Here is a 25,389-nt window from a genome sequence, read left to right as displayed (position 1 = left end):
GAGATGACGAGTCGAACTGCGGCGCCCCGCGCCGCTGAGCGGCGCCCCGCGGAGCCGGGCGAGCCGTTCCCCGCCCGGCTCCGGGCCGAGGGGATCACGGTCGGCTACGACGACCGGGTGATCGCCGACGATCTGAGCGTCAGGATCCCCGACGGAGGGTTCACCGTGATCATCGGGCCCAATGCCTGCGGGAAATCGACGCTGCTCCGCTCGCTCGCGAATCTTCTGCCCGCACGCACGGGCCGCGTGCTGCTCGACGATCGCCCCCTGCCCAGCTTCCGCGGGAAAGAGCTCGCCCGCACGCTCGGGCTGCTGCCCCAGACTTCCTACGCACCCGACGGCATCACGGTGGCCGAGCTCGTCGCGCGCGGGCGCTTCCCGCACCAGAGCCTCGTGCGGCAGTGGCGCGACAGCGATGAGGCCGCCGTGGCGCACGCCCTCGCCGCGACGAACACGACCGAGCTCTCGGCGCGCCTCGTCGACGAGCTCTCCGGTGGCCAGCGCCAGCGCGTGTGGGTGGCGATGGTGCTCGCGCAGGAGACGGAGCTGATCCTCCTCGACGAGCCGACGAGCTTCCTCGACATCGCCCACCAGTACGAACTGCTCGACCTCTGCGCGGAGCTGCACCGCGAGCGCGGGCGCACCCTCGTCGCGGTGCTGCACGACCTCAACCAGGCCGCGCGCTACGCGAGTCACCTGATCGTCATGCGCGACGGCGCGATCGTGGCGGAGGGGGCGCCCGCTGAGGTGCTCACGAGCGAGCTCGTGGCCGCCGTGTTCGGGATCGAGGGCGTGGTCGTCCCGGATCCGCTCGCGGGGACCCCGATGTTCGTGCCGCACCCCTCCGCGCGCCGCACCGCGGCTCAGCCGTCCGACGCTCCGAGCGCCGCCGCGGCCGCCGCGATGTAGGGAAGCGGATCGACCGGTTCGCCGTCGCGCCGGAGCACGAGGTGCAGGTGGGCGCCGAACGACATGCCGGTGTTGCCGACGAGCCCCGCGGGGTCGCCCGCGCGCACCGCGTCGCCCACTTGATACGCGTGCGAGTCGGACTGCATGTGGCAGTAGCGGCTCGTGACGTCCGCGCCGCCGACGTTGTGCTGCACCTGGAGGGCGAAGCCGCAGCCGTCGGAGGACCATCCGGCCTCCACGACGACACCGTCGCCCACGACGCGGATCGGCGTGCCGTTCGGCGCGGCGATGTCCTGGGCATCGTGGAACTGGGCGACCGGCGCGGTGCGGTAGCCGAAGCCGTCGGTGAGCGGCATCTCCTGGTCGAACGGGTAGCGGAGCGTCGTCGGAGCGAGCGTGGTGAAGTCCACGACGCCGGAGCCGGCCTGCGGCCCCCGGAGCCACGAGGGGATCCCGCTCGCTGCGGGCGCGGTTGCCGCGGGCGGCGGCGGGACCTCGACGGCGGAGACCTCTCCGACGGCGTCGAGCGGCGCTGCGGCCACGGCGCCCGTGAGGAGCTGCGCGTCCGCGCTCGCGGAGCGGGAGGCGAGGGCCGTGCCGCCCGCCGCGTCGGCTCCGAGTACAGCGCCGACGGGGAGCACGGGGAGCACGGCCGCTGCGCCGAGGCTCAGCGCGGCGCAGGCGGCGGCGGTACGGCGGCCGGCGCGCGGACGAGAGGTGTGCGGACGTGCGGGGTGGGGTGCGGCGCGCGATGCGTCGCGGTGCGCCTCCTCGTGCGCGAAGCGCGGTCGGGGGAGCGGCGTCCAGCGGGTGCTGGTGCCAGCGTCGTCGTGTGCGTCTGCCCGCGGCGCGGGCTCGGGGGATGGATTCTGCATGTCGGTTCTTCCGGGACGTCGGTGAGCGCGCGGCGAGGCGCGCGAGGGATCGCGCCGTCCGCGGGGCGGGCGACGCGGTGAGCGGGGGAAGCTCAGGTCCGACTGATGGAGAGCGCGCGGAGGGAGGGCGCGGGCGGGCGCCGGTCGTGCATGAGCGGCGCAGGGTGCGGCGCGCGTTCGGCCCTGAGGGGCGACGACGCGCGCGCCCGCCGGGGCCGGAGCAGGACGAGCACACCGATCGCAACGGCGAGCGCGCACAGGACGAGCACCTCGGAGTCGCTCGGCGCTGCGGGGGCGGCGGTGCCTGCTGGGTGGGCGGCCTCGGCGGCCACGTCGTCGCCGATGATCCGGCTCGATTCTCGGCTCGCTTCGATTCCCGTGAGCGCGCTCGCGTGGACGCTCGGGGGGAGGCTCTCGGGATCGCTCGGAGGAGCGCTCTCGGCGACCGATGCGAGGTCGGGGAGCTGGTGCCCCTGCGCGCTCACGGAGAGCGTGTGCATCCCGAGCAGCCCGAGGAGGAGCAGGAGGACGACGCCGAGCACGGCGGTGGCACGGGCGCGCAGCCGCATGCAGACCTCCCGTCGCTCGGGGCGCCCGGACGGCGCCGCTTCGGCGACACGGTACACGAGGCGCTTGGGAGAGCCCCGCGAGTGTCCGGGGTGCGGCCCTTCCGGGTGCGAGCGCTCCGGGTGCGAGTGCTCAGACCTCGGCCGCGCCGCCCGAGCCCGGGGCGGCGCGGAACCGCGGGTGCACGAGCACGAAGATCGTGACCGCGAGCATGACGGCGCCGCCGACGAGCACGGGGAGAGGCTGCCAGAGGCCGTAGAGCCAGGTGCTCGCGGTCGGGGCGACGACGAAGGTGAGCCCCGTGGTGGCCCCGATCAGGCCCGTGATCCCGCCCTGCTCCTCCCGGGAGACGAGGAGCGTGGGCCCCGCCGTGTACCCGGGCATCGCGATCCCGAGGCCGAGCCCGATGACGAAGATGGCGAGGAACAGGAGGAGCGCGCCCGCCTCGGGGACGAGTGCCGCGAAGCCGAGCACCGCGGTCGCGCTCCCGACGCGGAGCAGCGTGGGGGCCGACCAGCCGCTGCGCGGCACGATGATCGACTGGGCGAGGATCATGCCGATGCCCGCGGTGAGGAGTGCGCCGCCCGCGACGAGTCCCGTCTGCGCCCCGTCGAGGCCGAGCCGGTCCTGCACGAGGAAGCCGGTGATCACCTGGATGAAGCCGAGGGCCGTGAACATGCCGAAACCCGCGAGGAGGAAGGGCCAGACCCGCGGGTCGCCCGGGCGTACCCGCACGGGCTGGGCGACGAGGTGCTGGGGTGAGTCGCGCCGGAGTCGCGTGAGGAGGAGGATCAGCCCGCTGCCGAGGATCACGGGAACGACCGCGATCGGCAGCAGGAGTCCCGCTGCAGCGAGCAGCCCGCCGAGCACCGATCCCGCGACCATGGCGATGCCCTGTGCGGCGCCGACGCCCGCCATGCCGCGCACGCGCTCGGCCTCGCTCGGGGTCGCGTCCGCGATCGCCGCCTGCGCGGTCGGCGGCACTGCGGCGACCGCGGTGCCGAACGCCAGTCCGCGGAGCAGGAGGAACAGGGCGAACAGCGGTGCTCCCGCGAGCAGCCCGCGCATGCCGAGCCACGAGACGAGGGCGAACAGGAGCATCGCCGTCGCGGCGAGCGCGAAGGCCGCGACGAGCACGGGCTTCCTGCCCCAGGATTGCGATGCGCGCCCCCAGAACTGGCTCGTGAGCACGACCATCACCGCGGCGGCGCTGATCGTCGCACCCACCTGCCACTCGGCGAGCCCCACCTCTCGCGAGAGCGGGGCGATGATCGGGTTGAGCGTCATCTGTCCGAGCGAGATGAGGAAGACTGCGGCGAGCAGGAGCCGGATCTGCGCGGCGCTCCGGGGCTCGCCCTGCGCCGCCGACTGATCGGGACGCGTGCGGCGCTCGGCGGCCGCGCTGGCGTGCGGGAGCGGATCCGGGATGGGGTGCGACATACGATTCCTCGCTATTGAAACAGTGTTCTAATGGTGGTGTCGAGCCTACTCCGCGGGCCGTGCGGGCACAATCGCCCGGACCGGATCCGGATAGCATGGGCGGGACGAAGGAGGCAGCGCATGCCGGATCCCGGCCCGTTCCACGTGGGTCTCACGCCCGCCGCGGTGGTCGCAGCCGCGGCCGAGCTCACGCGCGAATCGCACCTGATGAGCTGGTCCATCCGGGATCTCGCGAAGCGCCTCGGCGTCGCGCCGTCGGTCGTGTACCACCACGTCGGTGGCAAGGAGCTGCTCTGCCGCCGGGTGGTGGAGCACATGCTCACTGGGGTCGTCGCCCCCGCACACGAGCTCGCCTGGCAGGACTGGTTCCGCGAGCTCCTCCTGAGCGCCGGGCCCGTCGCCGGCGCGTACCCGGGGACAGCGAAGTGGATGCTGATGCACGGGCCCGTGCTGCCCGGGGCCCTCCCGATCCTCGAGACCGGGATCGAGCGGCTTCGAGCCGGAGGATTTGGCGATCGGGCGAACCTCGCCTACGCCCTGCTGCTCAACACGGCGATGCTGACGATCTCTCTGAGCGACGATCGTCTACAGCACGAGGACGACGGGCCACGCGACCACGCCGCGCTCATGGCCGAGCTGCACGGCATCCCGAGCGCCTCACCCTCACTGCGTGGGATGGCGGACGACCTCGTCGCTCCGTTCGCGGCGGGCGGGCAGCGGGCCGAGCAGATGCGCTGGGAGTACTATCGGGCCGTCGTCGAGACGACGATCGCCGGGCTCGCGGCGACGCGCTGAGTGCGCGGCGACCCGCGGAGCCCGCCGCGCGCTCGCGCCCCGGGCCCGCGCCGGACGCTCACTCCGTGTGTGCGGACAGCCGGAACGGTTCGGGAGGAAGCCGCACTCCGCTCGCCGCATCCGCGAGGATCCGGCCGATCGCCGGGGCGAACTTGTACCCGTGCCCGGAGAAGCCTGCGGCGACCGTGAGGGGCCCCACTCGGTCGAGCACGAAGCGCCCCGATGCCGTCGACGTGTACGTGCAACTGATGTCCGTCGCGCGATCGGGATCGAGCCCGGGGAACCACTCGGCCACGTGCGCGCGCAGCGCGGCGCGCACATCGGGGCTCGCCGCGTGGGGCCGAGCGTCCGGATCCACCTCATCGCCCACGAGGTGGAGGCCGACCTTCACGCCCTCGCCCGGGCTCGGCATTCCGTACACGTTGCCCCCGCGCGCGTCGAGCTGATCGGCGGGGAAGACGTGATTGAACGACGGCCACACGTGCGCGGGATCCCGTGGCGCGAAGTGCGCGGGGTGCTCCTCCGTGACCCGCAGCGCCGGGAGCTCGACGAGGCCGTCGAGGAGGGGCGACGACCACGCGCCCGCCGCGACGATCGCCCGCGGCGCCGACACCGTGCGCACGCCCGCCGTGGTCTCCACTTCGATCTGCACCCCGCGCGCGTCCGCAGCGATCCCGCGCACGCGCCCGCCCCGCTCGATCGTCGCCCCGTGCGCGACCGCCGCCGCCTCGAGCGCGTCGAGCGCGCGCGCCGCGTACCCGATCCCCGCTTCGCGGCTGAGCAGCACGGGGCCCGCGAATCGCATGCCCGCCCAGCGCGCTTGAGCCTCCGACGGTGCGAGCAGCGCGACGTCGGCGCCGCGCGCGAGCAGCGCGTCGTGCGTCGCCCGCACGACGGGTTCGTCGCCCTGGGTGACGAGCCCGTGCAGGCGCATGAGCGGGGCGGGCGCGCCCGCTTCGAGCGCCCGCCACTCCGCGAGCGCTTCGTCGAAGAGCTCCAGATACACCGGCTCGTCGTACGCGTTGTTCAGGTTCCGCGTCGAGCCATGTGATGCCCCGTGCGTGTGGTGGGCGGGGAACTGCTCGATCAGGTGCACGCGCGCCCCGCGCCGCGCGAGCTGCCAAGCAGCGGAGAGCCCCATGATCCCGCCGCCGATGATGAGGTGGTCCGTGGTCGCGGTCATGCTGCTGTCCGTTCGTCGAGGTGGGTGAGGATCGCGGCGACCGCCGCATCGATCTCCCGCAGTACGGTCGACCGCGCGTTCGGGATCGGGGCGATGATCGTGAAGCGGCGTTGCGCCTCGTGGAGCGGGCCGACCGAGTGGAGGCCCGGCGTCGCAGCGCCCCCGGCGCTGACGAGCGCGCTCGCCGCGGCGGTGATTTCGAGCGCGGGCGCGTCGCCCGGCACCGCGCCGGCCCACAGCCGGGCCAGCCCTGAATCGAGGAGAGCATCGAGGAGCGGATGCGCGGTGCGCCCGGGGGCCGGAAGCGGGAGGTGCGCATCGACCACGCGGTCGATCGGCAGGCGCTCCGCCGGGGCGAGCGCCCCGAACACCACGCGGGAGCGCGGCGCGCCGCGGGCTTCGGTCGGATCCTCCGCGACCGTGAGGCCCGGTCCGAGGAAGCGGACCACTCCGGCACGCTGCGCCGCAAGCAGCTGCTCGACGCGGAAGCGCGGAGGGCCGCTGCCCGCGAGTCCCGCGAGCGTCAGGAAGCGCTGCAGCGCAGGCGCGCTCTCCGGCGTGGTGCCGCCGAAGTCGGTGAGGGGGATGATCGCCGCGCGCGCTGCCTGGAACACGTGCAGCGCGCGCTTCTCCGGGCTCCGCGCTCCGAGCGCGGCCGCCGCGGCGTCGGCGTCGATGCGCGCGGTGATCTCCGCGTCGAGCTCCGCGCCGCTCCCGCCGCGGAAGGGACGGGCGAGCCACTCCGGCTCGAATGGCGTCCCCGGAGTCGAGTGCGGCCCGCCGAGCTCCCGGCGAGCCCGTTGCAGCTCGGCGTCGGCGTCCTGCACGATGCGGGGCAGCACGTCCCGCGCGAAGTCGAGGGGGCGGCGCGCCACGAGCTCGGGCAGCGCCGCGGTGAGCGCGTCGAGGCGCACGGGCGGCGGGGCCGCACCGAACTCGGGCTTCGCGAGGAACGGCAGTCCACTGCGCGAGCCGGCGAGGAGCACGGGCTCGCGCCCGCTCGGCTCGTACGCCAGTTCGCCCGGGCGGCTCGCATCCGGGCGGGGCACGAAGCGGCCGCCGCGCTCCTCGGTGACGAGCGCGAGCAGATCGGTGAAGCCCATGCCCACGCCGCGCACGGCCACGCGCTCGCCCGGAGCGATCTCGGCGATGCCCTGGTCGATCGGCTGCTCGGCGCCGAGGTCGCGGTTCGTGCGGGCGGGGGAGTCGTGGGGCAGCTCGTCGCCGTGCGCGGCATCGCGGGGCAGCCAGCCGACGGCGAGGAGCACCGCGTCGACGAGGAGCCGCACGCTGTGCGCGTGCGCGTGCGCGGGGGGCGCGGCCCCCGGGGCGGCGCGAGGAGCGAGCCGGAGCCGGAAGCGGCCGTCGGCGCGGCTCAGCGAGGTGAGCTCGGCCCGGTGCTCATGCACGCGCACGCCGGCGGGCAGCGCGGCGCGGAACTGCGCGTACGCCCACCGCAGGTAGTGGCCGTAGAGCGCGCGCGAGGGGCTGCTCCAGGGGGCGGTGTCGGCCGCCGCCTCGCGGGCCCAGGCGTCGTCGAGCGGAACGGTGCCCTCGCTCACGCGCGCGCACCACTCCGCGAAGGAGGGCCCGCCGAGCGGCTCGCTGAAGTCGAGCGAGGGGTCGTCGAACACGGTCGAGTGCGCGGGCACGGTGTTCATCACGAGTGAGCGGGGCTGCCCATCGCGCCAGATCCGGCCCGAGCCGGGCGCGTGCGGGTCGATGACGTGGAGATCGAGGACGAGGCGCTCCGCGTCCGGCCGCGCGCGCAGTCGCGCCGCGAGGCGCCCGAGCGCCGCGGTGCCGCGCACGCCGGAGCCGACGAGGGCGAGTGCTCCGGTGCTCATCCCTCGGTTATCCCATGCCGCCGGGCTCCGCGGCAAATCCGCAATGCGTGAACTTTGCTTATGTGTAACATTGCTTCATCTTCTCAGTCGAGGCGCGCCGCGCTGCCAGACTGAGCTCGCCCACCGGTGCGCCGGCCCTCGCCGCACCCCACCCATCGAGGAGAATCCGTCATGTCATCACGCCTTCGTGCGGCGCTCGCCGCGGGCGCCGTCGCCGCCCTGTCGTTCGGGCTCGCCGCCTGCTCACCCGCGGCCGAAGCCGGCGAAGCCGGAGGCTCCGACCCCGTTCGTTTTGGCGTGGCGCTCCCCGACACCGGGAACTCCGCGCAGTACGGCGAGTACTTCCGCCAGGGCCTCGACCTTGCCCTCACGGAGATCAACGCCGACGGCGGCATCGATGGTCGCCCGGTGGAGCTCGTGTACGAGGACACGCAGGCGGACCCCGCGCAGGCTCCGCAGATCGCGCAGAAGTTCGTCGACGATGCCTCGATCCTCGCCGTCCTCGGAGACTTCGGCACCCCCGCGACCTCCGCGGCGAGCCCGATCTACCAGGACGGCGGGCTCGTGCAGTTCGCGTTCTCGGCCTCCGGCCCCGACGTGACCGATGCGGGCGACTACGTCTTCGCGACGTGGGTCTCGCAGGAGTTCGAGGCCCCGCGCCTCGCCGCGTTCGCCGCGGAGACCGGCACGCGCGCCGCCGTGTTCTACCACGACACCGACTGGGGGCAGGAGACCTTCGGCTTCTTCCAGGACGGGGAGGAGCGCTCGGGGCTCGAGGAGGTCTACGCGACCGCCTACGATCCCGAGAGCACCGATTTCCGGCCGCTCCTCCTCGCTGCGAAGGCGAAGAACCCCGAGGTGATCGTGCTCATCTCCTACGCGGCGGATGGCGCGCTCATCACCAGCCAGGCTCGCGAGCTCGGCATCGAGACCCCGATCGTGGGGATCAGCTCGATCTACAACCAGCAGTTCATCGAGCTCGCGGGGGATGCCGCCGAGGGCGTCCAGACGCTCAGCTACTTCACGCCGACGAACACCGAGCCGCGCGTGCAGGAGTTCATCGCCGCGTTCGCCGAGGCGACCGGCGAGGCGACCCCGAGCGACTACGCCATCCGCGCCTACGACGCCCTCAACGCCGTCGCGCAGGGCGCCGAGCGCGCCACGGAGCTCACCCGCTCCGGCCTGCGCGACGCGCTCGACGACGGCTCCTCGTTCAGCTCGATCCTCTACGACGAGTTCCAGCTCGACGAGACGCGACGCGTGAGCGATGCCGAGCAGTTCCCGCTCGTGATCGCCGACGGCGCATTCACGATCCAGCAGTAGCCCGCCCGGAGCCCCATGGACATCCTGCTCTCCGGCCTCGTCGGGGGAAGCACCTACGCGCTCATCGCCGTGGGTGTCTCCCTCGTCTTCGGGGTCTCGAACATCATCAACTTCGCGCACGGCGCCGTGTTCGCCGTCGGCGCCATGCTCTCGTGGTGGCTCACCGGCCCCCTGCAGCTGCCGTTCGCGCTCGCGGCGCCGGCCGTTATCGTGCTCACGGGGCTCCTCGGCTGGGCGGTGTACCTCATCGCGGTGCGGCCGCTGCGCTCCGCCCCGGGCATCGCGGTGCTGCTCGCGACCTTCGCCGTCGGGGTCATCCTCGACGCGCTCTCGCTCCGCGTGTTCGGCGCGCAGACCCGCCGCCTCGAGAGCGCGTTCCCGCGCGACAACCTCGAGCTCTTCGGCTTCCGCTTCGGCACGCTCTCGCTCGTGATCATCGGCGTCAGCCTGCTCTGCGTGGCGATCCTCGCGCTCGTGCTCAGTCGCACCCGGACCGGCCGCGCGATCCGCGCGACCGCGCAGGACCCGGAAGCTGCGCAGCAGATGGGCGTGCCCGTCGCCCGGATCCAGGCGCTCTCCTTCGTGATCGCGTCCGCGCTCGGCGGCACGGCCGGCCTGCTCGTCGGCATGTACACCTCGAACGTGGCCCCGGGCATGGGTTTCCTCGCGGGGCTGCAGGGCTTCGCCGCCGCAACGATCGGCGGGCTCGGATCGATCGCGGGAGCCGTCATCGGCGGGCTCGTGCTCGGGGTGGCCGAGGCGTTCGGCGTGTCGCTCTGGGGCGACTCGGTGCGGCAGCTCATCACCTTCGGCTCGCTGCTCCTCGTGCTCTGGATCCGGCCCGGCGGTCTGCTCGGCCGCGTGCCGACGATCGCGGCGGAGCCGATGACCGGCACCTTCTTCGGGGCGGGGCGCCCCATCCGGCTGCCACGGTGGGCCGGGACCGCGGCCGCCGCGGCGCTCCTCGCCGTGCCCCTGCTCGCGAGCGACTACGTGCTCCGCGCGGGCGCGCAGGTGTGGATCATGGCGCTCTTCGCGCTCTCGATCACGCTCGTGGGCGGCTTCGCCGGGCAGATCGTGCTCGGCCAGGCGGGCGCGCTCGCGATCGGCGCCTACACCTCGGCGATCCTCGTGACCCGCTTCGACTGGGGCTTCTGGCCGAGCGTGCTCGCCGCCGCGGGTGCCGCTGCGGTCCTGCAGGTGCTCCTCACCGCGCCGAGCTGGCGCCTGCGCGGGCACTACGTGTCGATGGCCACGCTCGCCGCCGGCGCCGTCGTCTCGGCGGCCGCGCTCATCCTCCCGCAGCTCACGGGGGGATCGCGGGGCATCTCCGCGATCCCGCGCCCCACGCTCTTCGGGGCGAGCCTGGGCGGCGCCTCGGCCATGTACTGGCTCACGCTCGGAGTGCTGCTCATCGCGGTGCTGCTGGTCACCCGGCTCGGCGCGTCGCGGCTCGGTCGGGTCTGGGCCGCGGTGCGCGAGGACGAGGTCGCCGCCGCCTCCGCGGGGCTCCACCCCGCCTCCTACAAGTCGCTCGCCTTCGGCCTCGCCGCCGTGCTTGCGGGCACCGCGGGCGCGTTCTACGCCGCCCAGGTGACGTTCCTCGAGCCGAAGCAGTTCGATGTGTCGCTCTCGGTGCTCGCGGTGACGATCGCCATCCTCGGCGGCCTTCGCGCCCCCGTCGGCGTGCTCATCGGCGCCGTGATCCTCGTCGGTGTTCCCGAGCTGTTCCGGCCCCTCGCCGAGTGGCGCCTGCTGCTTTACGGCGTCCTGCTCCTTGGGCTCATCCTCCTCCGCCCGCAAGGTCTCTGGGCGGAGATCCCGGGGCTCCGCGCTCTCCGGCGCCGGTGTGCCGGGCGGCAGGCCGCCGAGCCGGGACCGCTCGGACCATCCGGCCCGTCCGCCTCGACTGATGCGTCCGCGGGCGCGGGCGCGAACGCCGGGGACGTGGCACCGGCCGGAGCGGAGGCACTCCGATGAGCCGCGAACTGCTCCGGGTCACGGGGATCACGAAGCGCTTCGGCGGCCTGACCGTCGTGAACGATGTGGGCTTCGCGCTTGCCGAGGGCGAGGTGCTGTCGATCATCGGTCCGAACGGCTCTGGGAAGACGAGCACGCTTAACATCGTGAGCGGCGTCCTCGCGCCGGACCGAGGCGAGGTGCACCTCGACGGCGCGCGGATCTCGGGTCGGAAGCCGCACCAGATCGCGCGCCTCGGCCTCACCCGCACGTTCCAGAACGGCCGGGTGATCGGAAACCTCACGGTGCGCGAGAACGTGCTCGTCGGGCGCGACGGGCTCGGTCAGCGCGGCTCGCGCCTGCGTGAGATCCCGGGGCTGCGCTGGCTCCCGCTCCTCGCGGAGACCGGCTCGGCGCTGCTGCGCGGCGGGGGTTCCAGCGGCGACGCGCGGCGGGCCGCGGACGACGCCCGCGTCGACGCGCAGCTCGCCCGCTTCGGCGAGCGCCTCCTGCCGCGCCGCGATCGCTTCGCGTTCACACTCTCCTACGCGAACCGGCGGCGCACCGAGATCGCGCGCGCCCTCGTGGCGGAGCCCCGGCTCCTCGTCCTCGACGAGCCGACCGCCGGCATGAACCAGACCGAGACGGCCGAGGTGCTCGAGCAGCTGCTCGAGCTGAAGGCCCAGGGGCAGAGCATGCTGCTCGTCGAGCACAAGCTCGATCTCGTGATGACGCTCTCCGATCGCGTGATCGTCCTGGACGAGGGGCGGATCATCGCGGCGGGCACTCCGGCCGAGGTGCAGCGCGACCCGCGCGTCATCGCCGCGTATCTCGGGACCACGGCGACGACTGGCACGACCGAGCCCGCAACAGCAGAGGAGCGCACCCATGTCTGAACTCCGACTGGAGGGGATCTCGGTCTCTTACGGACCGAGCCCCGCACTCCGCGGCCTCGACCTTACGATCGGGCCGGGAGAGATCGTCTCGCTGCTCGGCGGGAACGCATCCGGGAAATCCACCACGATGAAGACGGTGCTCGGTCTGAAGCGACCCGACGCCGGGCGCATCATCTGGGACGGGGAGGAGATCCAGAGCTGGCCCACGGCCCGGCGCGTGCGAGCCGGGATCGCCTCGGTGCCCGAGGCCCGGCGCGTCTTCCCGGACATGTCGGTCGAGGACAACCTCCTCGTCGGCGCGCATACCCGTCGCGACCGGGAGATCCGCGCCACGCTCGCGGAGGTGCACGACGCGTTCCCGCGGCTCCGCGAGCGGCGGGCCCAGCGCGCGGGGACCCTCTCGGGCGGGGAGCAGCAGATGCTCGCGTTCGGGCGGGCGCTGATGAGCAGGCCGCGGCTGATCTGCATGGACGAGCCGACGATGGGGCTCGCCCCCATCATCGTGGAGCAGGTGCTCGAGCGCATCGCGGAGCTGAATCGTGAGCTCGGGATCGCGGTGCTGATGGTGGAGCAGAACGCCGAGCTCGCGCTCTCGATCGCGAGCCGCGGCTACGTGCTCCGCACGGGCGAGGTGGTCCTCTCCGGAGCCGCGCGCGAGCTCGCGGCGAACCCCGCCATTCAGGAGGCCTATCTCGGACGGGGACTCGACGGCGCAGACCGCGCCGACGGCGGAACAGCGCCCGCATCCGGGCGCAGCGAGAGGAACGCAGCATGACGACTTCCACGCAGGACACGCTCGCCGCGATCGCGGGGCTCGACCCCGCGACCGCGGCACGACTCACCGGGCATCGGCCGGACGCGACGGCGGCGGCCGAGGCCAGCCTCGGCGCGCTCCTCGACGTCGCAGCCGACGATGAGGCCGCGGGCCTCGACCGCTCGACCCGTCTGCTCGCCGCGGCGCGGGCCGCGCGGGTGGACGGCGCCGAAGAGGTGCTCGCGTATTACCGCGAGCTGCTCGACGAGGAGGGAGCCGTCGCCGCCGAGCTCGTCGCAGACGGGGCGGACGGCCTCGCGGGTCGCGCGGCGAGCCGTCGCGTGCGTGCGCTGCTGCGGCACGTCGACCTGCTCGTGCTGCGACCGGCGGCAGCCACGCCTGACGATGTGGACGCGCTCCGCATCGCCGGCTGGAGCACCCCAGAGATCGTGGTCCTCTCGCAGATCGTCTCCTTCGTGAGCTACCAGACGCGCGTCGTCGCGGGCCTGCGCGTGCTCGGCGGGGGTACCGCATGAGCCGCCACTTCACCATGGAGGAGCGCGCCTGGCACGCCTGGCTGGAGCCGGCCGGGCCGGACACGGCGAGCGCCGCGCAGCGCGAGGCCTACGAGACGAGCGTGTGGCCGCACTCGCCCTACTTCCGGCTGCTTGCGTGGCACCCCGGCTCGCTCTCCGCGCGCACCGCGCTCGACCGGGCGATCTTCCTCACCCGGGGCGGCCTGCCCCGCGGCGACCGAGAGCTCGCGGCGACCGTCGCGTCGCGTGTGAACGGCTGCGAACTGTGCGCGAGCGTGCACGCGCGCTTCACGGCGACCTTCCTGCGCGACGCCGAGGCCGTCGAGCGCCTGCTCAGCGAGGGGCCGGAGGCGGAGCTCCCCGCGCGGAGCCGAGCGATCGTGGACGCGGCTGCCGCGCTCACGGCGACGCCGATCGCGTTCGGCGCGCACCACGTCGCGGCGCTCCGCGAGGCGGGCCTCTCCGATCCGGACATCGCCGACGTGATCCAGGCAACGGCGTTCTTCGCCTGGGCGAACCGGCTGATGCTCAGTCTCGGCGCCCCCGCGGCGCCGAGCGGGGCCGATGCTGAGGCGCTCGGCGATCAGCGCGCGGCGGACGATGCGGCGGCGGAAGCCTCACCGGCGAGCCGCGCGCTCACGAACGGCCAGAACGTGTCGGCCCAGATCTCGTAGCCGCGATCGTTCGGGTGGAACGCATCCTCCGCGAACTCCGTGAGGATCCCCGGGATCCCGCGTCGGCGCGTGGCCTCGTAGAGCGGGACGACCGTGAGGTCGCGCGCCTCGGCGATCGTGCGGAGGATGCGATTCGCCTCGCGCACCTTGCGGTCGTTCCAGGGCAGGTGGAAGCAGGGCACCTCGCCCACGATCGTGTCCGCGGGAAGGGCGTCGAGAATGGTGCTCAGGTTGCGGTGGAACGCGCGCGGATCCCACTCGGCGATGTCGTTCGCGCCGATCGCGAGCGTGACGAGATCGGGGGAGCGCTTCGCGAGCACCTTCCGGGCGCGCGGCAGCTGGTCGCGCACGCAGAGCCTGCTCGGGGCGCCCGAGACGCCGAGGTTCGTGACGGCGATCGGCGCGCCCAGCCTGGCCTCGATGCGATCGGCCAGCTGCCCCACGTAGCTCCGCCCCGGCGTCGAAGCGCCGATGCCCTGCGCGGTGGAGTCGCCGAGCGCGAGGTAGAAGAACTCGCCGGGCTGGGTGCGGCGCTCGCGCCACCAGGCCGCCGTGACCGGCTGCATCTCGGCGAGCGCCATGAGCGGGCGGTTCGCCCACTCGAAGAGCGGATCCGAACCGATGGCGCGCGCGACGGTCGCGGTCGCCGAGCGGGCGAGCGCTGCGGCGCCGACTGCGGGTGAATGAGCAGGAAGCACCGTACCAGGCTAATCGACTCAGGCGCGGTGCGCGGTGCCCGCGTCATCCTCGGGCACCGCGTGGCGGGTGCCCCCGGCAGGATTCGAACCTGCGACCGACGGATTAGAAGGCCGTTGCTCTATCCACTGAGCTACGGAGGCGACCATACGAGCGTACACTGCGCGCGGGCCGACGTGATGCTGCGCCGGGGCTCAGGTGGCCTTCGCCGCGGCCTTGGCGGCGCGCTTCGTCTCTCGGACGCGCTGCAGGGTCTCGGGTGAGGTGATGTCCGCGACGCTGCGGAAGGAGCCCTCCTCGCCGTAGGGAGCGGCGGCCTCGCGCCAGCCCGCGCCCGTGAAGCCGCACTGCTTACCGAGCAGCGCGAGGAAGATCTTCGCCTTCTGCGGGCCGAATCCCGGAAGCGTCTGCAGTCGCGCGAGCACGGTCGGCCCGTCGGGAGCGTCGCGCGTCCAGAGCGCCGCCGCGTCGCCGTCCCACGACTCGACGAGCACCTGGCAGAGTGCCTGCACGCGGCCCGCCATGGAGCCAGGGAAGCGGTGCACCGCGGGCGTCTGGGCGAAGGCCGCCGCCACCGTCTCGGGGTCGGCTGCGGCGAGGGCCGCCGCATCGACGCTGCCGAGCCGCTGCTCGATCTTGCGCGGGCCGGAGAATGCGACCTCCATCGCGACCTGCTGGTCGAGCAGCATGCCAATGAGCAGCGCCAGCGGGTTCGCAGACAGCAGCGCGTCCGCTGCGGGATCGTCGGTCAGGCGGAGAGTCATGGCGCGAGTATAGGTCGGGATTCCGTGGCGCGCACCCAGTTTGTGTGTTCTCCCGGCGGAGCGGGCGAGATACCTATTCGAAGCGGTTGACCATCGCGAGCGCGGCCCGCTCGATGTAGTCGCGGAACGCCGCGTCGTGCATGGGGGGCAGGGCCGCCTCGTCGAGTGCGGCGTGCATGTGCCGTAGCCAGCGATCCCGCGCATCGGGCGTCACGGCGAAGGGCTGGTGGCGCATCCGCAGGCGCGGGTGCCCGCGCTCCTCCGAGTAGCTCGTCGGACCACCCCAGTACTGCTCGAGGAACGCCCGCATGCGCCAGATCGCGCCCTCCCAGTCGTCCTGGGGGTACATGGGGGCGAGCACTTCGTCCTCGCGGATGCCCCGGTAGAACGCGCGTGCGATCGTCTCGAAGGTCTCGGTGCCCCCGATCTGCGCCCAGACGGTGTCGGTCACGGCGGCACCCTCGGCTCCGGCGCGCAGCGTAAGGCGCGGCGCGGGGGTCTGCGACGCGGAGCTCTGCGGATCCGGCGTCTCCGGATCCGGCGTCTGCGGATCGGTCATGCGGTGCCTCCCGGCAGGTTGGGGCGCTCGTCGGAGAGCACGATGCCCTCCTCGGCGAACGCCCGACGAATCTCTGCGCGAATGCCGCGCTGCACTTCCCACTGGGCCTCGGGCCGGGTGCGCACCGCGAGCCGCAGTGTCGCCCGATCGCCGAAGACGCTCTCGAGGCCGAGCACCTCGGGGTCGCCCGTCACCTTGCGCGCGTAGCGCTCGGAGGTGAGGAGCGCCCGTGCCGCGGCGACCATGACCTCGGACACGTGGGTGAGATCCTGATCCGCGTCAACGGTCACATCGATGAGCGCGCGCCCCCACCCCTGCGAGGAGTTGCCGAGCATGAGGATCTCGCCGTTGCGCACGTGCCAGAGCGTGCCGTCGAGCGCGCGCACCTGCGTGACGCGGATCCCCACGTCCTCGACGGTGCCGCTGATCGTGTTGATCTGCACGACGTCGCCCACACCGAGCTGATCCTCGAACACCATGAAGATCCCGTTCAGGATGTCCTTCACGATGTTCTGCGCACCGAACGCGAGGCCGGCGGCGACGATGCCGGCCGAGGTCAGCACGGCGCCGAGGTCGACGCCGAGCTGCGCAAGGATCAGGATCAGCGCGGTGATGACGACGGTCCAGGAGATCACGTGGCGCCCCACGGTGCCGAGCGTGCGCGTGCGCTGCACGGCTCGCGCGTTGACGTAGGGCGCCGCCATGATCTCCGAGGTGGTGTCGACGTCCTGCGCACGCTTCACGCCGCGCACCACCTGCGTGACCGTGCGCATGAGGAGTCGGCGCAGCGCCCAGTTGAGGAGCCCCGCCGCGATCACGATCACGGCGATGTTGATCGCCGTGCGGTAGGTCTCGTAGAAGCTCCCGAGCGCTGCGCCGAACTCGCCCATCAGTGGCCCTCGACCGCCCGATCGGCCTGCTGGGCGCGGAGCGCGCGCTCGACCCCGGCCAGGTGCTCCGAGATCATGCGGCGGAGCGCCGCGGGGGCGTCCGCGTGCGCGTCGAGCCAGGCGCGGGTCGCGTCGCCGAGGGCGGCGTGCGCGAGCGGGGCAGGGTAGAAGCCCTCGATGAGCTCCTCCGCGATGGCGTAGCTGCGGGACTCCCACACGGGCGTGAGCGCCGCGAAGAAGCGCTCCACGTACGGCTCGAGCAGCGCGACGTCGTGCGCGCGAGTGAAGCCGAGGCCCGTCGCGCGCACGATCGCGTTCGGCTGGTTCGCATCGTCGAACACGGAGACCCAGGCGGCCTCCTTGTCCGCGGCGGTGGGCAGTGCGGCGCGCGCGTGCGCGGCCGACTGGTTGCCGCTCGCCGTGCGATCCTCCGCGAGGCGCGCGTCGATCTGCGCGGCCGTGGCCCGCCCGCCCGCGGCGAGCGCGATGAGGAGCTCCCAGCCGAGGTCGGTGTCGATGTCGAGCCCGTCGAGGGGGAGCGAACCGTCGAAGAGGCCCTGCACCGTGTCGAGCTGCTCATCGCTCTCCGCGAGCTGCCCGAACGACTTCACGAACTGGAACTGGCGATCGCTGCCGGGCTCGGCGTCGACCGCGAGGCGCCACAGGGCGTCTGCCACGCGCTCGAGCGTGGCCGCGCGACGCTCGGGGGCGACGTAGCTCGCCCCGGAGAGCAGCAGCTGGCCGAGGAGCGTGCGCAGGGTCGTCGACGCCGACTCGTTGCCCACGTGCGCGAGCACGATCTCGACGAACCGCGACGCCGGGAACTCCGCGTCACGCGTCGCATCCCACAGCGTGCCCCAGAGGAGCGCGCGAGCGAGCGAGTCCTCGACCGAGCCGAGCTTCGCCGCCGCCGTCTCGAGCGAGCGCTCGTCGAGACGGATCTTCGCGTACGTGAGGTCGTCATCGTTCAGCAGCAGGAGCTCCGGCTGCGCGACGCCGACGAGCTCGGGCACCTCCGTGCGAGGGCCGTCGATGTCGAGCTCGAGGCGCTGGATCCGGCGTACCGCCCCGTCCGCACCCGTCCCGTACAGGCCGACCGCGATGCGGTGCGGGCGGATGGTCGGGTACTCGGCCACCGCGGTCTGCTCGATCGCGAAGCTGCGGTACGCTCCATCGTCGTCGAGTTCGAACACGGGACGGAGCGTGTTCACGCCGGCCGTCTCGAGCCACTTCGTCGTCCACTCCGAGAGATCGCGGCCCGACTGGGCCTCGAGCTCGCGCATGAGGTCCGGCAGCTCCGTGTTCGAGAACTGGTGCTTCACGAAGTAGTCGTGCACGCCCCGCATGAACGGCTCGCGCCCGACCCAGGCCACGAGCTGCTTGAGTACCGAGGCGCCCTTCGCGTACGTGATCCCGTCGAAGTTGACGAGCACGTCCTCGAGATCGCGGATCTCCGCGACGATCGGGTGCGTCGACGGCAGCTGATCCTGGCGGTACGCCCACGACTTCTCCGACGCGACGAACGTGGTCCAGCACTCGGTCCACTCGGTCGCCTCGGCGACGCCGAGCGTCGACATGTACTCGGCGAACGACTCGTTCAGCCAGAGGTCGTTCCACCAGCGCATCGTCACGAGATCGCCGAACCACATGTGCGCGAGCTCGTGCAGGATCGTGACCACCCGGCGCTCGCGCATCGCGTCGGTGACCTGGCTGCGGAACACGTACGCCTCGGTGAACGTCACCGCGCCGATGTTCTCCATCGCACCCATGTTGTACTCGGGCACGAACAGCTGGTCGTACTTGTCAAACGGGTAGGGGAAGTCGAACTGCTCCTCGAAGAAGGCGAAGCCCTCGCGCGTCTTCTCGAAGATGTAGTCGGCATCCAGGTACTCCGAGAGCGACTCGCGGCAGAAGACCCCGAGCGGGATCGTGCGGCCGTCCCGGCTCGTGAGCTCCGCACGCACCTCCGCGTACGGCCCCGCGATGAGCGCCGTGATGTAGCTCGACATCACCGGGGTGGGCTCGAACGTCCACGTCGCGATCTCCTGCTCGGCCCAATCGGCGCCCTGCGCCCCGGCCATCGCGCCCGCGGCGACGGGAGCCGGCGTCGGCTGGTTCGACACGACCTTCCAGCGCGCCGGCGCCGTGATCGTGAACGCGAACGTTGCCTTCAGATCGGGCTGCTCGAACACCGCGAACATGCGCCGCGAATCCGGCACCTCGAACTGCGAGTAGAGGTAGACCTCGCCATCGGCGGGATCCACGAAACGATGCAGGCCTTCGCCCGTGTTCGTGTACCGCTGCGTCGACTCGATCCGCACCGTGTTCTCCGCGGCGAGACCGGGCAGCTGCACCCGCGAATCCGCGAACAGGCCGGCAGGGTCCAGCTCGACGCCGTTCAGCTCGATCCGCTCCACCGAGTCGGCGATGAGATCGACGAACGTCGCGGCGCCCTCCGCCGCGGTGAAGTGGATCGTGGTGGCGGCGGCGAAGGTCTCCGCGCCGGTGGTGAGATCCAGCGCCACCTCGTAGCGCTGCGTCGCGACGATCGCGGCCCGCTCCTGGGCCTCGGCGCGGGTGAGGTTCGTTCCTGGCACGTACTGCTCCTGACGAGTGATGGGTGGTGACGACTCCCACCTTATGCCCGCGGGCCGGAGGTAGGCTGGTGACATGAACGCTGCGCAGCCGATTCCCGAGACGCCAGAGGTCGAGTTCTGGTTCGACCCGATCTGCCCGTGGTGCTGGATGACCAGCCGCTGGGCCACCGAGGTCTCCGAAGCACGCGGCTTCGAGATCACCTGGCACCCGATCAGCCTCGCGATCCTGAACGAGGGCACCGAGCCCAACGACCACACCCCCCACCACCTCGCCGGCCAGCGCATGGGCCGTGTCGTGGAGGCCGCGCGCGTCGCGAACGGCCAGGACGTGGTCGGCCCGCTCTACACGGCCCTCGGCACCCGCATCCACCCCGGCGGTCGCAGCGACATCGACGCGATCATCGCCGAGTCGCTCGCGGAGCTCGGCCTCGACGCTGCGCTCGCCGCAGCGGCCGACGCCCCGGACTCCGATGCGCAGCTCCGCGCGAACACCGATCACGCTATGCGGATCGCGGGCCCCGACGTGGGGGTGCCCATCATCTCCGTGAACGGCAACGCCTTCTTCGGGCCCGTCGTCACCCCGGCGCCCACGGGGGAGACCGCACTCCGCCTCTGGGACGGGATCGTCATGGCCGCGAGCGTTCCGGGCTTCAGCGAGTTCAAGCGCGGGCGCACCTCGGGCCCGCAGTTCTGATCGCGGGGCGCCGGGCGAGGCGTGCGGGGACGGCTAGAATCGACACCATGCGCATCCACGTTGCCACCGACCATGCCGGACTCGAATTCAGCCAGCAGCTGCAGCAGCATCTGCAGGGCCTGGGGCACGAGGTGATCGACCACGGTCCCGCGGAGTACGACGCGCTCGACGACTACCCCTCGTTCTGCATCAACGCGGCTATCGGCGTCGCGCAGGACCAGCGCGCGGGCGTCGAGGCGCTCGGCGTCGTGTTTGGCGGCTCGGGCAACGGCGAGCAGATGGCGGCGAACAAGGTGGAGGGGATCCGGGCGGCCCTCGTCTGGAACGACTCGACCGCGACGCTCGCGCGTGAGCACAACAACGCGAACGTCATCTCGATCGGTGCGCGTCAGCACCCCGTCGAGGACGCGATCCGCTTCATCGAGCTCTTCATCGACACGCCCTTCCCGGGCGATGAGCGCCACGTGCGCCGGATCGCGCAGCTGGGCGAGTACGAGCGCACCGGCGACATCGCCGGCAAGCACGTCGACCAGCTGGGCTAGCCGTGCCTGAGGGGCATTCCGTCCACCGCATCGCGCGGCAGTTCGGCGTCAACTTCGTGGGCTCGCGCCCGGAGGTGACGAGTCCGCAGGGGCGCTTCGCCCAGGGCGCCGCGCTGCTGAGCGGGCGCGAGATGCTCGATGCGCGCGCCGTCGGCAAGCAGATGTTCCTCGAGTTCGAGGGTGATCACTGGCTGCGCGTGCACCTCGGCATCTACGGCGCCTGGGACTTCTCGGGCGAGGTGCGGATCGATCCGTCGATCCAGATCCACGGCCAGACGCCCGGGCACTCCCGACTGGGGCAGAACGGCGAGAACTCGCGGCCCGGCGGCCCCGTCGACCGCGACGCCGAGGATTCCGTGACGTCGATCGGCGCGCCGCGGCGCACCCGTGTGCGGATGGCCGAGTCGGACAAGGAGTCGGACGCCGTCGAGTCGTTCCCGCCGGATCCTGTCGGCCAGGTGCGTGTGCGCCTCCTCACCGACGCCGTGTGCGCTGACCTGCGCGGCCCGACCGCGTGCGAGGTGCTCACGCCCGCCGAGGTCGACGCCGTGGTGCTCCGGCTCGGACCGGACCCCGCGAACGCGAACACCCCCGCAGAGCGCGCCCGCTTCGTTGAGCGCGCCGGGAAGAAGAAGACGCCGATCGGGCTCGTCCTCATGGACCAGGCGGTCGTCGCCGGGATCGGCAACGTGTACCGGGCCGAGATGCTTTTCCGCGCCGAGCTCAACCCGCACACACCCGCGAACGCTCTCGACCGCACGGTGCTGGAGGCGCTGTGGGACGACTGGGCCGAACTGCTCGAGGTGGGGATCACGGTCGGTCAGATGATCACCATCGACGGGCTTGAGGGCGAGGCGTACGAGCGGGCGCTCGTGGATCGCGACGAGCGCCACTGGGTGTACAAGCTCGAGGGCACGCCATGCAAGCGCTGCGGAGCGAACATCATCCTGGAGGAGTTCGGCGCGCGCAAGCTGTACTGGTGCCCCGGCTGCCAGCACTAGCCCGCTGAAGGGGCCGCGCCCGGCTGCACGGTGCGCGCCCGGCTGCGGCCTGATGGCGCGCACCGGGCTGCGGCTGGACGCGCCTATCCGGCGGACGCGAGCGCGAAGGGAAGCACGGCGGGCGCGCCCGCCAAGCGGAGCTCTCGGGCCGCGACGGTGAGCGACCAGCGGCTGTCCACGAGATCGTCGACCAGCAGCAGCGGGCCGGGGGCCTGGGCGACCGCGGCGGCGAGCTCCGGGCCCACCTGCCAGCGCCCCCACACGGAGGCGAGCCGGAACGCGCTGTTGCCGCCAGGCCCGGAGGACGGACGGTGCTCATCGACCGTGAGCGCTCCGAGGAACGGCAGCCGCCCGCGCTCCGCGATCGCCTCCGCCGTGCTGCGCACGAGGAGCGGTCGGCTGAGCGACGGCATCGCCACGACGCCGACGGGGCGCTCCGCCCACGGCCAGTCGCGCAGCGTGGTGAGCACCGCACCGAGCAGCGCGTCGGGGATGGGCTGATCGGACGCCCCCGCGGCGAGCAGTTCGCGCAGCGGGCCGCCCCACCCGAGGTCCGTGAGTCGAGCGACCACACGGCCGGGTTCCGCACGTTCCCCGGGGGCGATGCGCCCGCGCACGGGGACGCCGCGCCGGTCGGCCCCCGTCGGCCACTGCCCGCGCGGGTCGATCGGCACCCCGGAGCGCGCGAGCGTCGATCCCGCCTGGCTCACGGCAGCCCCGGAGACCTCGCTCGGGTACCAGGGGCCCGCGCAGACGTCGCAGCGACCGCACGGCGCGGCCGTCGGATCGTCGAGCTCCTGCTGGAGGTGGGCCATGCGGCAGGTCTCGCCGCGCTCGTAGCTCAGCATCGCCGCCTGCTCCGCGAGACGCGACTCCGCGATCCTGCGGTAACGCTCGGCGTCGTAGACCCAGTGCGCGCCGGTGGCGACCCAGCCGCCCGCCACGCGGGCGACCGCCCCGTCGACGTCGAGCACTTTCAGGAGCAGCTCGAGCTGAGTGCGGCGCAGATCGACGCGGGCTTCGAGCGCCGGCGTTGAGACCGGGCCGGAGTCGGGTGAGCCGAGGGCCTCGATGACCGCTGCGGCGCGCTCGGGGTCCGGCATCGATGCGGTGGCGAAGTACTGCCAGATCGCCCGGTCCTCGGGGCCCGGGAGGAGGAGCACGTCGGCGTGGTCGGTGCCGCGGCCCGCGCGCCCCACCTGCTGGTAATAGGCCACGGGCGAGGACGGCGCACCGAGATGCAGCACGAAGCCGAGATCGGGCTTGTCGAACCCCATGCCGAGCGCGCTTGTCGCGACGAGCGCCTTGACCTCGTTGCGCTGCAGGGCGGCCTCGAGACGCTCGCGCTCCTCCGGGTCGGTGCGCCCCGTGTACGCGGCGACCTCGTACCCCGAGTCGCGGAGCAGCTGAGCGGTGTCCTCGGCCGCGGACACGGTGAGGGCGTACACGATCCCGCTGCCGGGGAGCGATCCGAGATGGCCGACGAGCCAGGCCAAGCGGTCCTGCGCGTTCGGCAGGGTCAGGCAGCCGAGCCGGAGCGACTGCCTGGCAAGGGAGCCGCGCAGCGTCAGCACGTCTGCTCCGAGCTGATCCACGACATCGGCCACCACACGCGCGTTCGCCGTCGCGGTCGTCGCGAGCACGGGAACGTGCCGATCGAGCTCTGCGAGCAGGGTCGCGATGCGCCGGTAGTCCGGGCGGAAGTCGTGCCCCCAGTCGGAGATGCAGTGCGCCTCATCGATCACGAGCATGCCCATGCGTGCCAGCAGGCCGGGCAGCTGCTCGCTGCGGAACCGCGGATTGTTCAGCCGCTCCGGGGAGACGAGGAGCACATCGATCTCGTCACGCGCGAGGCGCTCGGAGATCGACTCCCACTCCTCGGAGGTCGCCGAGTTGATAGCTGCTGCGCGCACGCCGGCGCGCTCAGCAGCGGCCACCTGATCCCGCATGAGCGCGAGGAGAGGCGAGACGAGCAGGGTGGGCCCGGCGCCCCGCGCCCGCAGCAGCGCCGTCGCGACGAAGTACACCGCCGACTTGCCCCAGCCGGTCCGCTGCACGACGAGTGCGCGGCGGCCCTCGTCGACGAGCGCGCTGATCGCTTCGAACTGCCCGGGATGGAAGCGCGCCTCGGGAGCACCGGTGAGCTCGCGGAGGACTGCGAGCGCCTGGTCGAGCGTGGGCGATGCGGTGGAGGACATGTACCGATGATGGCAGGGACCACCGACGTCGGCGACACACAGCACGGCAGTCCGCAAGATCGGTCATGCGCGATGCCCGACTCGCGGGCAGACTGGGTGCCATGACCGAACCTGCACCCGATCGCCTCCGGCAGCTGCTCGACGCAGTACTGGACGAGGAGCACCGCACTCTCGACGAGATGGCCGGGGCTGCGCACTCGTCCCGCTTCCACTTCGCCCGCACGGTCTCCGAGCAGGCGGGCGAGGCCCCTGCGGCCATGCGGCGGCGTGTCATGCTCGAACGGGCCGCCTGGCGGCTGCGCAACGGAGCAGGCGTGCTCGAGGCCGGGTTGGAAGCCGGGTACGAGTCCGCGGAGGGCTTTAGCCGCGCGTTTGCGCGAGCGTATGGAGTACCTCCTAGCGAGCTCGGCGAGGCGCACTGGTTGCCCAGCACGAACGGGATCCACTTCCATCCGCCGTCCGCGCTCTGGGTGACGGATCAGCCGGTACGGGTGAACCCGATGGTGGAGCAGATGCTCCTCCACGATGTCGCAGACACGAGCGCCCTGATCCGCTTCGCCGCGTCGCTCCCCGCGGACGAGGTCGAACGGGTGATCGTGCCGAATACGGATCCGCACGAGTGGTCGCCACCGGAGGCGAGCGCGATGACCACGCTGGTGCAGATCGTTCGCGCGAAACGCGTGTGGCTCGCCGCAATCGAGGGGGACGTCACGCCGGAGCCCTTCCCCTTCGGGTCGTTCGCGGAGCTCGCCCGTGAGCACGACGCCGTAGCGGAGCGCTGGCTGTCGCGGGTGCGAGCCATCGACGCGCGAGGCGGGTGGGACGACCGCTTCATCGACGCCCTGTGCGAACCGCCGGAGAGCTTCCAGCTGAGCAGTGTCGTCGCGCACGTCCTGCACTACTCCGCCTACCGACGCGAGGTCGCGCGCAGCCTCCTCTCCGAATTCGGACTGTCCCGGGCAGGTGGCGACCCGATCCTGTGGGTCCGAGAACGCCGCGGAGAGCGCTCAGCGGCGAGCGAGCATCTGTGACGGAGAGCAAGCACCTGTGACGAACCAACTCCCCACTCACCGAAAGGCAGATATGTCGAAGCTCATCTACTACGTGGCCGCGTCACTCGACGGGTTCATCGCGGACCCGAGTGATTCACTGGACTGGCTGCTCACCCAGCCGCAAGAACCGGGCGGAGGAAACGACTACGAAGCGTTCATCGCCAACATCGGCGCGATCGTCATGGGGTCAACCACCTTCGAGTGGGTGCTCGCCAACGGAGGGTGGAGCTACGAGGTGCCCGCCTGGGTGCTGACATCGCGCGAGCTCAGCCCTCCGGAGCACGCTCCGGCGGCAATCCGCTTCGTGAGCGGAGATGTTGCGCCCGTGTACGAGGAGATGCAGGCCGCCGCGGGTGGGCGCGACCTGTGGGTGGTCGGCGGGGGAGCGCTCGCGGGTCAGTTCGCGGACGCCGGACTGCTCGACGAGGTGCACCTTTCCGTCGCTCCGGTTACCCTCGGCGCGGGGCGCCCGCTCCTCCCACGCAGGCTCGAACTCGAACTGCTCGAGATCGGACAGAATGGGGCATTCGTCACTTCGCGGCACCGGGTACTCCCGGGAGACGGGCGCAGATCCGCCGAGTAAGGCGCAGCGCTCGCCGCAGGCCCGGCTGCTCCCGAGCGGCGCTCGCCGCAGACCT

At 72.5% G+C, this 25,389-nt stretch carries 24 protein-coding genes and 1 tRNA gene; 13 read left to right on the top strand and 12 right to left on the bottom strand.

Translation table 11 applies throughout. The features are described from left to right. Positions 1 to 3 precede the first annotated feature (3 nt). Positions 4 to 909: an ABC transporter ATP-binding protein gene (locus tag U874_RS0101250; RefSeq protein ID WP_115651474.1), complete on the top strand. Its 906-nt coding sequence runs from the start codon at positions 4 to 6 to the stop codon at positions 907 to 909. Here U874_RS0101250 and U874_RS15610 read toward each other — a convergent pair. From U874_RS15610 to U874_RS0101235, 3 genes are all read right to left on the bottom strand, one after another. Next, complete coding sequence (locus tag U874_RS15610; RefSeq protein WP_025132733.1) at positions 864 to 1,784, bottom strand: M23 family metallopeptidase; 921 nt, start codon at positions 1,782 to 1,784, stop codon at positions 864 to 866. The genes U874_RS0101250 and U874_RS15610 overlap by 46 nt on opposite strands. 92 nt (positions 1,785 to 1,876) lie before the next feature. Further along, positions 1,877 to 2,353: a hypothetical protein gene (locus tag U874_RS0101240; protein ID WP_025132732.1), complete on the bottom strand. Its 477-nt coding sequence runs from the start codon at positions 2,351 to 2,353 to the stop codon at positions 1,877 to 1,879. A gap of 130 nt (positions 2,354 to 2,483) precedes the next feature. Continuing rightward, positions 2,484 to 3,791, bottom strand: coding sequence for an MFS transporter (locus tag U874_RS0101235; protein WP_025132731.1), 1,308 nt, complete (start codon positions 3,789 to 3,791; stop codon positions 2,484 to 2,486). A gap of 120 nt (positions 3,792 to 3,911) precedes the next feature. Between U874_RS0101235 and U874_RS0101230 the strand changes: the two genes are divergently transcribed. Next, positions 3,912 to 4,586, top strand: coding sequence for a TetR/AcrR family transcriptional regulator (locus U874_RS0101230; RefSeq protein WP_025132730.1), 675 nt, complete (start codon positions 3,912 to 3,914; stop codon positions 4,584 to 4,586). Between the two features lie 58 nt (positions 4,587 to 4,644). On the opposite strand, the gene U874_RS0101225 is transcribed toward U874_RS0101230, so the two are convergent. Then, entirely contained in the window at positions 4,645 to 5,769 is a 1,125-nt protein-coding gene (locus tag U874_RS0101225; protein ID WP_025132729.1) for an FAD-dependent oxidoreductase, read from the bottom strand. Continuing rightward, entirely contained in the window at positions 5,766 to 7,616 is a 1,851-nt protein-coding gene (locus U874_RS0101220) for an FAD/NAD(P)-binding domain-containing protein (protein ID WP_025132728.1), read from the bottom strand. Before U874_RS0101220 ends, U874_RS0101225 begins: the two co-directional genes overlap by 4 nt. A gap of 171 nt (positions 7,617 to 7,787) precedes the next feature. Here U874_RS0101220 and U874_RS0101215 point away from each other — a divergent pair, with 171 nt between their 5' ends. From U874_RS0101215 to U874_RS0101190, 6 genes are read left to right on the top strand one after another with little or no spacing between them, the layout of a single operon-like run. After that, positions 7,788 to 8,939 carry an ABC transporter substrate-binding protein gene (locus U874_RS0101215; protein ID WP_025132727.1) on the top strand — a complete coding sequence of 384 codons (1,152 nt, stop codon included), beginning with the start codon at positions 7,788 to 7,790 and terminating at the stop codon, positions 8,937 to 8,939. 15 nt (positions 8,940 to 8,954) lie between these two features. Beyond that, the gene (locus U874_RS0101210) at positions 8,955 to 10,919 is read left to right on the top strand and encodes an ABC transporter permease (RefSeq protein ID WP_025132726.1); all 1,965 of its coding nucleotides are present in this window, start codon (positions 8,955 to 8,957) and stop codon (positions 10,917 to 10,919) included. Continuing rightward, positions 10,916 to 11,794 carry an ABC transporter ATP-binding protein gene (locus U874_RS0101205; protein WP_025132725.1) on the top strand — a complete coding sequence of 293 codons (879 nt, stop codon included), beginning with the start codon at positions 10,916 to 10,918 and terminating at the stop codon, positions 11,792 to 11,794. The genes U874_RS0101210 and U874_RS0101205 overlap by 4 nt, the downstream gene beginning before the upstream one ends. After that, the gene (locus U874_RS0101200; RefSeq protein WP_025132724.1) at positions 11,787 to 12,569 is read left to right on the top strand and encodes an ABC transporter ATP-binding protein; all 783 of its coding nucleotides are present in this window, start codon (positions 11,787 to 11,789) and stop codon (positions 12,567 to 12,569) included. The genes U874_RS0101205 and U874_RS0101200 overlap by 8 nt, the downstream gene beginning before the upstream one ends. Beyond that, positions 12,566 to 13,084, top strand: coding sequence for a hypothetical protein (locus U874_RS0101195; protein WP_051582748.1), 519 nt, complete (start codon positions 12,566 to 12,568; stop codon positions 13,082 to 13,084). The genes U874_RS0101200 and U874_RS0101195 overlap by 4 nt, the downstream gene beginning before the upstream one ends. Further along, positions 13,081 to 13,758: a peroxidase-related enzyme gene (locus tag U874_RS0101190; protein WP_081809843.1), complete on the top strand. Its 678-nt coding sequence runs from the start codon at positions 13,081 to 13,083 to the stop codon at positions 13,756 to 13,758. Before U874_RS0101195 ends, U874_RS0101190 begins: the two co-directional genes overlap by 4 nt. Here U874_RS0101190 and U874_RS14005 read toward each other — a convergent pair. From U874_RS14005 to pepN, 6 genes are all read right to left on the bottom strand, one after another. Further along, the gene (locus U874_RS14005) at positions 13,668 to 14,456 is read right to left on the bottom strand and encodes an SGNH/GDSL hydrolase family protein (protein ID WP_025132723.1); all 789 of its coding nucleotides are present in this window, start codon (positions 14,454 to 14,456) and stop codon (positions 13,668 to 13,670) included. The two genes, U874_RS0101190 and U874_RS14005, sit on opposite strands and share 91 nt — an antisense overlap. Positions 14,457 to 14,524: 68 nt before the next feature. Then, positions 14,525 to 14,597: transfer RNA gene (locus U874_RS0101180), tRNA-Arg, on the bottom strand. Between the two features lie 51 nt (positions 14,598 to 14,648). Next, positions 14,649 to 15,218, bottom strand: a complete 570-nt coding sequence (locus tag U874_RS0101175; RefSeq protein ID WP_025132722.1) for an HhH-GPD-type base excision DNA repair protein — start codon at positions 15,216 to 15,218, stop codon at positions 14,649 to 14,651. A 73-nt stretch (positions 15,219 to 15,291) separates the two neighbouring features. Further along, positions 15,292 to 15,777, bottom strand: coding sequence for a globin (locus U874_RS14000; RefSeq protein ID WP_025132721.1), 486 nt, complete (start codon positions 15,775 to 15,777; stop codon positions 15,292 to 15,294). After that, entirely contained in the window at positions 15,774 to 16,667 is an 894-nt protein-coding gene (locus U874_RS0101165) for a mechanosensitive ion channel family protein (protein WP_025132720.1), read from the bottom strand. The genes U874_RS14000 and U874_RS0101165 overlap by 4 nt, the downstream gene beginning before the upstream one ends. Continuing rightward, complete coding sequence (gene pepN / locus U874_RS0101160) at positions 16,667 to 19,264, bottom strand: aminopeptidase N (RefSeq protein ID WP_025132719.1); 2,598 nt, start codon at positions 19,262 to 19,264, stop codon at positions 16,667 to 16,669. The genes U874_RS0101165 and pepN overlap by 1 nt, the downstream gene beginning before the upstream one ends. A 73-nt stretch (positions 19,265 to 19,337) precedes the next feature. On the opposite strand from pepN, the gene U874_RS0101155 reads away from it, so the two are divergent. Genes U874_RS0101155 through U874_RS0101145 form a run of 3 tightly spaced genes read left to right on the top strand, consistent with a single transcriptional unit; the run spans position 19,338 to position 21,501 of the window. Next, positions 19,338 to 19,958, top strand: coding sequence for a DsbA family protein (locus tag U874_RS0101155; RefSeq protein WP_025132718.1), 621 nt, complete (start codon positions 19,338 to 19,340; stop codon positions 19,956 to 19,958). A gap of 47 nt (positions 19,959 to 20,005) precedes the next feature. Further along, a complete protein-coding gene (locus U874_RS0101150) occupies positions 20,006 to 20,500 on the top strand; it encodes a ribose-5-phosphate isomerase (RefSeq protein WP_025132717.1) in 495 nt (164 codons plus the stop codon). A 2-nt stretch (positions 20,501 to 20,502) separates the two neighbouring features. Further along, positions 20,503 to 21,501, top strand: coding sequence for an Fpg/Nei family DNA glycosylase (locus tag U874_RS0101145; protein WP_025132716.1), 999 nt, complete (start codon positions 20,503 to 20,505; stop codon positions 21,499 to 21,501). Between the two features lie 83 nt (positions 21,502 to 21,584). On the opposite strand, the gene U874_RS0101140 is transcribed toward U874_RS0101145, so the two are convergent. Continuing rightward, complete coding sequence (locus tag U874_RS0101140; protein ID WP_025132715.1) at positions 21,585 to 23,699, bottom strand: ATP-dependent DNA helicase RecQ; 2,115 nt, start codon at positions 23,697 to 23,699, stop codon at positions 21,585 to 21,587. A gap of 101 nt (positions 23,700 to 23,800) precedes the next feature. Here U874_RS0101140 and U874_RS0101135 point away from each other — a divergent pair, with 101 nt between their 5' ends. Both U874_RS0101135 and U874_RS0101130 read left to right on the top strand, forming a co-directional pair. After that, positions 23,801 to 24,730 (top strand): helix-turn-helix transcriptional regulator, encoded by a 930-nt coding sequence (locus tag U874_RS0101135; RefSeq protein WP_025132714.1) that lies wholly within the window; start codon positions 23,801 to 23,803, stop codon positions 24,728 to 24,730. Between the two features lie 52 nt (positions 24,731 to 24,782). Then, entirely contained in the window at positions 24,783 to 25,334 is a 552-nt protein-coding gene (locus tag U874_RS0101130) for a dihydrofolate reductase family protein (RefSeq protein WP_025132713.1), read from the top strand. Positions 25,335 to 25,389: the final 55 nt, after the last annotated feature.

Source organism: Leucobacter sp. PH1c (genome assembly GCF_000633415.1).
In the GTDB taxonomy this organism is placed as follows: Bacteria; Actinomycetota; Actinomycetes; order Actinomycetales; family Microbacteriaceae; genus Leucobacter.
This window is presented reverse-complemented; position numbering and strand designations above follow the sequence as displayed.